A 9,343-nucleotide genomic window follows, 5' to 3' on the forward strand; every position below is an offset into this window, starting at 1 on the left:
CCCGTTTCCCATAGAACACCTCCTGGTTCCTCAGTTGGTGCTCTCCACATTTTCCGGGCAAGTCCAATGCATTCCAAGCCGAGTACGGCCGCAGCGCGACGGATGATATGGATGCTGCGATCTCCAATCCTGCCGTCGATGCAGTAATCCTGCTGACACCGCCCAACAGTCACCTCGAGTTGGGGGCTCGCATTTTGGGAGCGGGAAAGCACCTGATCATTGAAAAGCCAGCTGGGTTGAGGACCGGTGATGCTCGCGCGCTGTTCGCGATGGCGAGGAACAGGGGATTGCTGATTGCGCCGGTTCTACAGCATCGCTTCCGGCCCTCGGTCCGGGCCGCCGTAAGTCTTGCTGCTTCAGGGGAATTGGGCAAGCTCTGTGGGGTGAACTGCCTCATCCCTTGGTGGAGGTCGCAGTCTTACTACGATGAACCAGGTCAGGGCAGTTTCTCGCGCGACGGTGGTGGTGTCTTGCTGACGCAGGCGATCCACACATTGGATGTGCTACGCGCCCTATGCGGGGAAATAGAGATCAAGGCCGCCCAAGTCTCGACAAGTGCCCTCCACAGCATGGAGGGAGAGGATACGGCTTGCGCCTTGGGTGAGTTCGGCGTTGGCGCCGCCCCGGGTACGATCATGGCGACGACCGCCAGCTTCCCCGGATTTTCGGAGATCATGACGCTGATTTTCGAACGCGCTACGGTCCGTCTGACCGAGCAGGGAATGCAGACATTTTACCAGGATGGTCGCACGGAGGAGTTGATGGATTTCAGCGGCGGCGGCGGTGCAGATCCCATGGCGTTTGATCACGCAAATCATCGAAAGCTTCTCTCGGCCTTCCTCGATGCGCTGGAGGGAAAAGTTTCAATGGAAGTTGATTTGTCAGAGCTGATTCGCACCCGTGACGTGATCGACAAGATACTTGCGTTCCGGCTTGGTAATCCAGTTTCTTAAACATGAAGCTCAGCGCTCCGCCGTGCCGCTAGACTCCCTGACGATCAGCTCAACACCGATTCCAATCCGGCGGGCGGGACCGCCGTTTGTGGCGAAGTCGATGAGGGTATCGATGGCAGTAATGCCAAGGTGCCGACGGTCGATCTGCATGCTGGAAAGTGATGGTGAAGAATGGGCCCCCACGGGTAGCCCATCGAAGCCTATGAGTGAGATGTCCCCGGGCACGGACAATCCGCGTGCCTGAATGGCCTGAAGCGTGCCGAGCGCCACAGCGTCAGATACGCAAACGAAAGCAGAGGGAAGGTGACGGCGCTGACTCAGGAACGTCTCGACCATGCCTCTCGCCTCGATCCCGAAGCGAGCAGGCGAGCCGAGATCCAGCAGGTGGTTGTCTGGGTCGTATACAATCCCCGCCTCTGCAAGCGCATCACAGAAGCCTTCCAGCCGGCGGCGGATTGACTCGCGATACACGTGCGTGACGTGCACGATGTCACGGTGCCCGAGGTCGATAAGATGTCGAGTCGCGGCCCACCCCCCGAAATGGTAGTCGGGTGACACACTTGGAATGAGCATCCGGCGGTCCATGCCATTGACAATGACAGCGGGCAGTCCCGAAGCGGTGACCTTTGTCAATAGCTGCGGATAGTCTATGCCCATCATGATCACAGCGTCGGCCTCAGCCGGTAGATCGGGCGTATGACGCTGTGGATCTTCATTGACCATCTGGACGATGATCTTGATGCCCTTGGCCTCGGCCTGCTGCAGAATGCCTTCAACGATCTCATGATAGAAAGCGTCATTGCTGACCATTCGTCCTAGCGTAATCAAGGCCGCGCAGCTGACCTGACCAGACTGCCCTTTCCCGCTGCGATCAAGATAGCCGAGTTCCTCGGCGGCCTTCAGGACACGCTGTCGGCTTCGGGCGCTTACCCCTTCGCGCTGATTCAGGGCTTTGGACACCGCAGCAACCGACACACCTGCCGCAGTCGCAATATCGCGAAGCGTCGGCCCCTGAAATCGTCTCGGAGTGACTACTGCCCCTTCCTCCGCAGCACTGCCGCGGTTAACGGACGTTTGCGTTTCACCTTCTTGGTTCATCTTCACGGGCTCCGGACGGCTCAGCCCTTTTGCCAGCCATTACTTATCATAGCACCGACAGCACCCACCGCAACTCGACTGGAAATTAATAACGAAATTATCGAAAGTTTCTTATTTTTCGAAAATTTGTTGACACTTCCTGAATGTTTGGCGTAACTCTCTTTTTAGAGGAGGAGATAGAGGTGTGCGGCTTGAGCCGTCGCCCGTGTTTCCCACAACAGTATCAATTCTGCTCTTCGCGAACCGGGAGCAGCCAATGAAGGGCCGGAGATTTCCGTCTTCGCCCCACGCCTGTCAATTGGGGCGGATCAGGAGGAGCTTTCTGCGTGGACCGACTTTTTCCTCGTCGTGATGATGCAAAGGTGTCGCATGTGCCGGCAGCCGATAACGCTGGCTTCGCCTCGACCATTCTCGAAGACATCCTGTCCAGCTTGTCGAGAAACAGCCGCATCATCGGGACGCGTAACCCCATGGTGGGCGGCCACAACGACTCGATTTGGCGCTACCCAGACAACGGCTATTTCTGGACTGACTCGTTTTTCACAGGAGAGTTGTGGCTGGCCTTCATGGTGACTGGTCAATCCGAGTTTCGCAACTTCGCGCGCATGCGGATTACACATCTTGAGCGTTTGCTGCACACTCCTCTTTGGCTCAGCCATGATCTGGGATTTCTTTATAGTCTCAGCGCCGTGGCGGACTTCAAGTTGACACGTTCGCCCGAAGCTCGACGTCTTGCGTTGCAGGCAGCGGACGCGCTGCGCGCCCGGTTTAATTGGGCCGGCAATTACATTCTCGCGTGGACCGCCGACGGTCAATCGCCCGAACATGCATCCCGCGTACAGGCGAAGATGATCATCGACTCGGTCCAGAACCTGCCGCTGTTGCTGTGGGCATACGAAGAGACGGGGATCGATTCTTACCGCGACGTGGCGCTGCGGCATGCGGATTCGCTGACGAAGTACATCGTACGGTCGGACTTCAGCACCTATCACACCTTCGACTTCGATCCCGCCAGCGGCAGGCCAGTCGGCGGCAAGACTTGGCAGGGCCGCGCTGACGAGTCCTGCTGGAGCCGCGGGCAGGCTTGGGCGATCCACGGCTTCGCCCAGTTGGCTGAAATCACCGGGGATCTGCGCCTTCACGACTTGGCTGCTAAGCTGGCCGATCATGCCTTGGCCCAGTTGGGCCCGGACCATGTGCCAGTTTGGGATTACCGTCTGCCGGAGGGTGCGGAGCCGATCAAGGACAGCTCCGCCGGATCGATCACCTCAGCAGGACTTTTCATTATCGCCGATATCTATCAGCGCACCGCTGATGTCGAACGGGCCAGCCATTATCGCAACGCCGCTCTGGGCATGCTGCAGGGCCTGCGCGAGAACCACGACCTGACTGGCGATCCAGCGGCGCAGGGCCTCTTGGGCGCTGGCGCCTCGGACGTGCCGCGGGCCGAACGGTCAGGTGACATGTACCTGACCAGCGCCATGCTGCCCTACGGCGACTACTACTACTTCGAGGCGGTCCTGCGTGCGCTCGGGCATCGCGAATTTTTCTGGCACTGACCGTGCCGCATTTCTGAGGGAGGAAACGACATGACGATCAAGGCGACCTCGGCAGCCCTCGCTGCCGCCATCGCGCTCATCGCGGGCACGGCCAGCGCCGAGACGTTCCGCATCGCGACGAACGCGCCAGAGACCGCAGGTCCCGGCCAACTTCTACAGGCATTCGCGGATGCCGTGGCCGAGCGCACCGACGGGCGCGTCAGCTTCGAGATCTTCGCAAACAGTGTTTTGGGGGATCAGACCGAATATTTCCAGCAACTGCAATCCGGTGTCGTCGATCTTGGCTTGGTCAACAGCGCAACGCTCGAGAACATCCTGCCCGCCATTGGCGTGGTCAACCTGCCCTACATGTTTCGCACGAAGGAAGAATACGGCCAAGTCATGTCCGATCCGGAGCTGAGAGAATTGCTGTTTGAGGGCGCCGAGCAGCAGAACTTCCTGCCGCTCGGCTTTTTGTCGAACGGGTTCCGCAGCCTTTACACCACGCAGCCGGTCACCTCGATCGAAGATCTGCAGGGCATGAAGATCCGCACCATGTCGAGCGACACCTATATCGAGATGCTTACGCTGTTCGGCGCAGCGCCGACCCCGATGGCTTTCGGGGATGTCTATCCGGCGCTTCAGCAGGGAGTCATCGACGGGGCAGAGGGTACGTTGAGCACGCTCTACGACCTCAATTTCGGTCAGGCGGCGAAATACGGCATCAAGACCGAGCAAACGCGCCTGACTGACTTTGTCGTCACCAGCGTGGACTTCCGCAATGCCATTTCGCCCGAAGACTACGAGATTGTGCGCGAGGAGTTCGCTAACATCAGCGAGAAGTCGCTCGAGGTGATTGACGAGGCGTTTCAGGCCAGTGCGCAGCGCGCGGTCGACGAGTTCGGCGTCACAATCACCGACATCGACAAGACGCCCTTCATCGAGGCGGTGCAGCCGATGTACGCTGAGGCCGCTGAGAATGAGACCAAGCGGGCCGTGATCGAAAAGATCTTCACGATGACCGGACGCGAACTCCAGTAAGACAAAGCCGCGCCCGTGAGGGCGCAGCCACTTAGCATGCGGCGCCCTTTTACGGTCGCCACATCCCAGAACGTCATCACCAACAGCACCGCTTGAGCGTCGGGCTAGGATTCAGCAATGAGCCAGGACAATATTCTTGCTAACACGGATCGCCGCAGGCCTTGGCTTTCAGCTTACATGACTTGCAGGAACGCCCTCGAAGTACTGCTGATTGCCGCTGTCATGATGATGGTGGTTTTGATTGGCTACCAGGTCGCCTCCCGCTATCTGCTGAACGCGCCGAGCGTACTGACCGAGGTCCTGCTCCGCTATCTCTTCATTTGGGTTGGGCTTCTTGGTGCCGGCTTGTGCTTCATCGACGACCGGCACCTCAATCTGCCCATCGTCCTCGACACGCTCTCCGAGCGAAAGGCCGCACGCGTCCGCGTAATCATTGCGCTTCTGACGCTGGCCTTCGGGATCGGCCTGACCTGGGCCGGCTATCTCTTCATCAGCCGCAATCTGGTTATGAGGGTGCCAATCCTCGACATCCCCGTCGGCTACCTGCAGAGCGTCCTTCTGATTTGCGGCTTCTTGATCACGCTGTCGCAGATTGTGTGGCTCGCGTCCGGGCTGGTTTCAAGTCGCTTGGTCGCGGCCGATCTGGCAATTGCGGTAGGTACTATGGCGGTTGCTGTGGGGGCCGGTTGGCTGCTGACGCAGAGCGCGATCTGGCAGCAATTCGTGTCGGACGCGCCGCAGCTGGTGGCTGTCCTTGTTCTCTTCGGCACGTTCGCAGTTTTCCTGATTCTTGGTGTGCCCATTGCCGTCGCGCTGGCGCTGTCGGGCATCCTGACCCTGGCGCTGCAGATCAGCCTGACCCGGCTGGCGCCGACGATTGGCGGGCGACTGTTCAGCGGCCTCGACAACTTTGGTTTTCTGGCGCTGCCGTTCTTCGTGCTGGCAGGCAACATTATGAACCAGAGCGGCATAGCCCGCCGCCTGGTAGATTTCGCGATGCTGGTCGGGCGCCGCATTCCGGGGAACCTGTGGCAAACGAATGTCATCTCGAACGTGTTCTTCGGCTGCTTGTCTGGATCGGGCATCGCCACCGCGACCGCGGTCGGCGGCATTATTGCGCCCATCGCGCGCGAAAAGAATTACGACCCGGCAATCAGTACAGCTATCAATGCGGCCTCGGCGCCTGCCGGCATGCTGATCCCGCCGTCGGGTCCGGTCATCATCTACTCTCTGATCACGGGCGGCAGCGCCTCGATCGTCGCTCTGTTTTTGGCGGGCTACCTGCCGGGGCTCATCATGGCGGTGGCCGTGATGATCGCGGCCTATTTCTATGCCAAGAAACTGGGCTACAGTGCCGAGCGCTCGAGGATTGGGACGGCTGAAGCCGCGCGTCTCTTCTTCCGGGCAATTCCTAGCCTTCTTCTGGTCATTGCGGTCATTGCCGGTATCACCGGCGGGGTGTTCACCGCGGTCGAGGGTTCCGGCATCGCTGTCATCTACAGCCTCGTCTTGGCCCTCTGCTATCGCAGCATCAGCTGGAACCAGTTTGTCCAGGCATCACGCGACACTGTTGTCACGACGGGCATCATTGCATTCCTTATCGCCTGTTCCGGCTTGATGAGCTGGAGCATGACTTTCGCAGGCATTCCTGCGACCATCGGGTCGATGCTGACGGCGATCAGTGACAACCGGCTGGTGGTCCTTCTGATCATTAACGTGACACTGCTGATCATCGGCGTCTTCATGGACATGACGCCTGCATTGCTGATCTTCACACCAATTTTCTATCCCATTGTCACCGAACTGGGCGTCGATCCAGTGCATTTTGGGATGATACTCATCTATAACCTCTGCATGGGCGTGGTCACGCCTCCGGTTGGTACCGTCCTGTTCGTGGCCTGCGGCGTCTCGGGTGAGCCCCTCAGCCGTGTGATCCGGCCGCTATTGCCGATCTTCGCCCTGCAGATCCTGGGCCTGCTGCTGGTGACCTACATCCCTGCACTCAGCCTGTTCCTGCCCCGTTTGTTCGGTGTTTGAAGCCGCCGAACCGAACCTGAAACGTCGAAAGAGCTCCTTATGCCCTTCTACCAACGCTTCCAGGCCAACCCGATGCAGAGCCGTGCCGACTTTCAGGAGGCCGCGCTGGCATTGTTCGAGCCGCTGATTCCCTATCTGCAGCGGCAGGGCGCGCGGATAGACTTCGACGAGGGCGGGGCGTCTTTCGACATGCAGTCAAGCTCTGTCGAGGGCGTGGTGCGTCCACTCTGGGGACTGGTCCCGCTGGCGATGGGCGGGGGCGAGAGGGCGCATTGGCCATTGCTTCGGCAAGCCCTCTCGGAAGGCGTCGATCCCGCGCATCCGAACTATTGGGGGCCGGTGCACGATTACTCTCAGCGTGCGGTGGAGATGGCCGCGATCGGCATGATGCTGATGCTGCTTCCCGAAGAAGGCTGGTACCCGTTGGAAGACAGCGACAAGCACAACCTGGTTGCATGGATCGATGGGATCCAGCGCGTCGAGCTGGTCGACAACAACTGGCTGTTTTTCGCGATTCTGGTACAGGAGGGACTCCGTCGCATCGGCAAGGCGGACTTGGTCGACGAGACCCTGCAGGAGCGCTACCTCGCACGCATAGAGGAATGGTATCTCGGCGACGGCTGGTATGGCGACGGCCCCGAATTGCCGATCGACCACTACAACGGATTTGCGATGCACTTCTACGCTTTGCTCTATGTGCAATACGGCGCAGATGCGGATAGCGCGCGTTGCCGCCGTTTCCGCCAGCGCGCCGGTCTTTTCGCTGTCGAGTTCGCGCAGTGGTTTGCGGAGAGCGGAGAGACAGTCATGGTTGGTCGTTCGCTGATTTACCGGTTCGCGACCGCCGCCTTCTGGGGCATCGCAGCAACGGCCGAGCAGGACCAGTTGTCCATCGGCGCCATCAAGGGTATCTGGGCACGCCAGATCCGCAGTTGGCGAAACTTGCCGATCTTTACCAGCGATGGCCTTCTGACCCGCGGATACAGCTACCCTAACCTCATAATGTCCGAGGAATACAATTCCCCTACCTCGCCCTACTGGGCGATGAAAGCCTTCTTTCCCCTTGCATTCTCTGAGCATTCGGATTTCTGGCACGCTGAGGAAGAGCCGTTGCCGGTTTCTCGCGAGCTAATCCCGATGCAGGCGGCGTCCAGCATCATCCAGCGCAGCGGCGACCATGCGATCCTGCACTACGCCGCCCCGGTGCGGTCGGCCCTCCAGCGCGACAAGTACAACAAGTTTGCCTATTCGACCCTCTTCGGGCCCGACATGGCGTCGCTGCATTACTCCGAGCGGTTCAGCTTCGGCGACAACATCCTGGCCTTCAGCTTCGACGACGGACTGAACTGGACGATGTGTCACGCCCGCCAGCAAGTTCGGATCACCGACGATCGGGTCAGGATGCGTTGGCTGACCGGTCGTCAAGAAGTCGACACAACAGTGACTCCCGGCAGCTCAAGCCGCTTTCAGCGACGCCACAGCTTTACACTGGACGCACCGGCTCTGGTCGTCGAAACGGGCTTTGCCGTCAGCGAATGGTATCACGCAGCCCAAGTCTTGGACCCGCAAGGAGTGTTCCACCGTTCTGACCAAGTAAGCGAAGCCATAAAGGAACAACGGGGGCGTGTCGGCATGTCGCTCACTGTGCGGGGTGAGAACGGCATTTCGGGTATCGAAAGCCTCGATGAGCTGCCAAAGATAGCCGTCCTCGGAACGCGCATCCACACCAACATCTCCTCGCCAAAGACTGTTGTCCCGTTCCTGTTGGCCCAGCTTGAGCCCGGTTCCCATGAGCTGAATCATGCTTTTACAGCCAAACCTGCCGATGCATATCGATAAACCCGCCACCTGATCGACAGCTTTACCCCCCGCCGCGACGATTTTCTGTGAAAGGACCCTCCATGACCCATGTCGAAACCCGCCACGCCATTCATCCGTACCACGCGAAGGGCATGGACACCGCCCAGCTGCGCCAGCATTTCCTGGTCGAGGGTCTGTTCGCCCAAGGAGAGATCCGCCTGACCTATACCCATTACGACCGTTTTGTCGTGGGCGGCGCGGTGCCGAACGGCGCCCCCCTGACGCTGGATGCCATCGAGGAGACGAAGACCCCCAGCTTCCTGGACCGCCGCGAAATGGGCATCGTCAATATCGGCGGTGATGGCCGGGTCGAGGCGGCGGGCGAGGCTTGGGACATGGCCGCGGGCGACGTGCTCTATCTGGGCATGGGCGCTGGGGCCGTGACGTTTTCGGGGCAGGGGCGGTTCTACATCACCTCGGCGCCCGCGCATCGCGCGCTGCCGCATCGGCTGGTGACCGTGGCCGAGGCCAAGCATGTCCAGATGGGCGCGGTCGAGACCAGCAACAAGCGCACCATCAAGCAGTTCATCCACCCGCTGGTGATGGAAAGCTGCCAGCTGGTCCTGGGCTATACCACGCTGGAGGACGGGTCGGTCTGGAACACCATCCCCAGCCATGTCCACGACCGCCGGATGGAGGCATACCTCTATCACGGCATGGCGCCGGAATCGCGCGTGCTGCACCTGATGGGCGAACCTCAGGAAACGCGCCACCTGTTCGTGGCCAATGAACAGGCCGTGCTGTCGCCGACCTGGTCGATCCATTCGGGCGCGGGCATTGGCGGATATACCTTCATCTGGGCGATGGCGGGCGACA

At 59.9% G+C, this 9,343-nt stretch carries 7 protein-coding genes and 1 pseudogene; 7 read left to right on the plus strand and 1 reads right to left on the minus strand.

Annotated features, from left to right (window positions below; genetic code table 11):
* Positions 1–71: 71 nt before the first annotated feature.
* Together DKT70_RS18690 and DKT70_RS17045 are read left to right on the plus strand one after the other, a co-directional pair.
* Positions 72–281: pseudogene (locus DKT70_RS18690) on the plus strand (Gfo/Idh/MocA family oxidoreductase); the annotation flags it as partial.
* Positions 270–953 carry a Gfo/Idh/MocA family protein gene (locus DKT70_RS17045; RefSeq protein ID WP_267895665.1) on the plus strand — a complete coding sequence of 228 codons (684 nt, stop codon included), beginning with the start codon at positions 270–272 and terminating at the stop codon, positions 951–953. The pseudogene DKT70_RS18690 and the gene DKT70_RS17045, both read left to right, overlap by 12 nt.
* 9 nt (positions 954–962) lie before the next feature.
* Here the strand turns inward: DKT70_RS17045 and DKT70_RS17050 are convergent, their stop codons facing one another.
* On the minus strand, positions 963–2,051 hold the full coding sequence (locus DKT70_RS17050) for a LacI family DNA-binding transcriptional regulator (protein WP_111560265.1): 1,089 nt from the start codon (positions 2,049–2,051) through the stop codon (positions 963–965).
* A gap of 326 nt (positions 2,052–2,377) precedes the next feature.
* On the opposite strand from DKT70_RS17050, the gene DKT70_RS17055 reads away from it, so the two are divergent.
* From DKT70_RS17055 to kduI, 5 genes are all read left to right on the plus strand, one after another.
* Complete coding sequence (locus DKT70_RS17055; protein WP_199559642.1) at positions 2,378–3,610, plus strand: glycoside hydrolase family protein; 1,233 nt, start codon at positions 2,378–2,380, stop codon at positions 3,608–3,610.
* A 30-nt stretch (positions 3,611–3,640) separates the two neighbouring features.
* Positions 3,641–4,630, plus strand: coding sequence for a TRAP transporter substrate-binding protein DctP (gene dctP / locus DKT70_RS17060; protein ID WP_111560266.1), 990 nt, complete (start codon positions 3,641–3,643; stop codon positions 4,628–4,630).
* Between the two features lie 117 nt (positions 4,631–4,747).
* Complete coding sequence (locus DKT70_RS17065) at positions 4,748–6,667, plus strand: TRAP transporter large permease (RefSeq protein ID WP_111560267.1); 1,920 nt, start codon at positions 4,748–4,750, stop codon at positions 6,665–6,667.
* A 39-nt stretch (positions 6,668–6,706) separates the two neighbouring features.
* Complete coding sequence (locus DKT70_RS17070; protein ID WP_111560268.1) at positions 6,707–8,506, plus strand: DUF2264 domain-containing protein; 1,800 nt, start codon at positions 6,707–6,709, stop codon at positions 8,504–8,506.
* A 62-nt stretch (positions 8,507–8,568) separates the two neighbouring features.
* On the plus strand, positions 8,569–9,343 hold a 775-nt coding region (gene kduI / locus DKT70_RS17075; protein WP_111560269.1), incomplete at its 3' end, for a 5-dehydro-4-deoxy-D-glucuronate isomerase.

Origin of the sequence: Paracoccus sediminilitoris (genome assembly GCF_003259195.1) — a bacterium.
GTDB lineage: Bacteria > Pseudomonadota > Alphaproteobacteria > Rhodobacterales > Rhodobacteraceae > Paracoccus > Paracoccus sediminilitoris.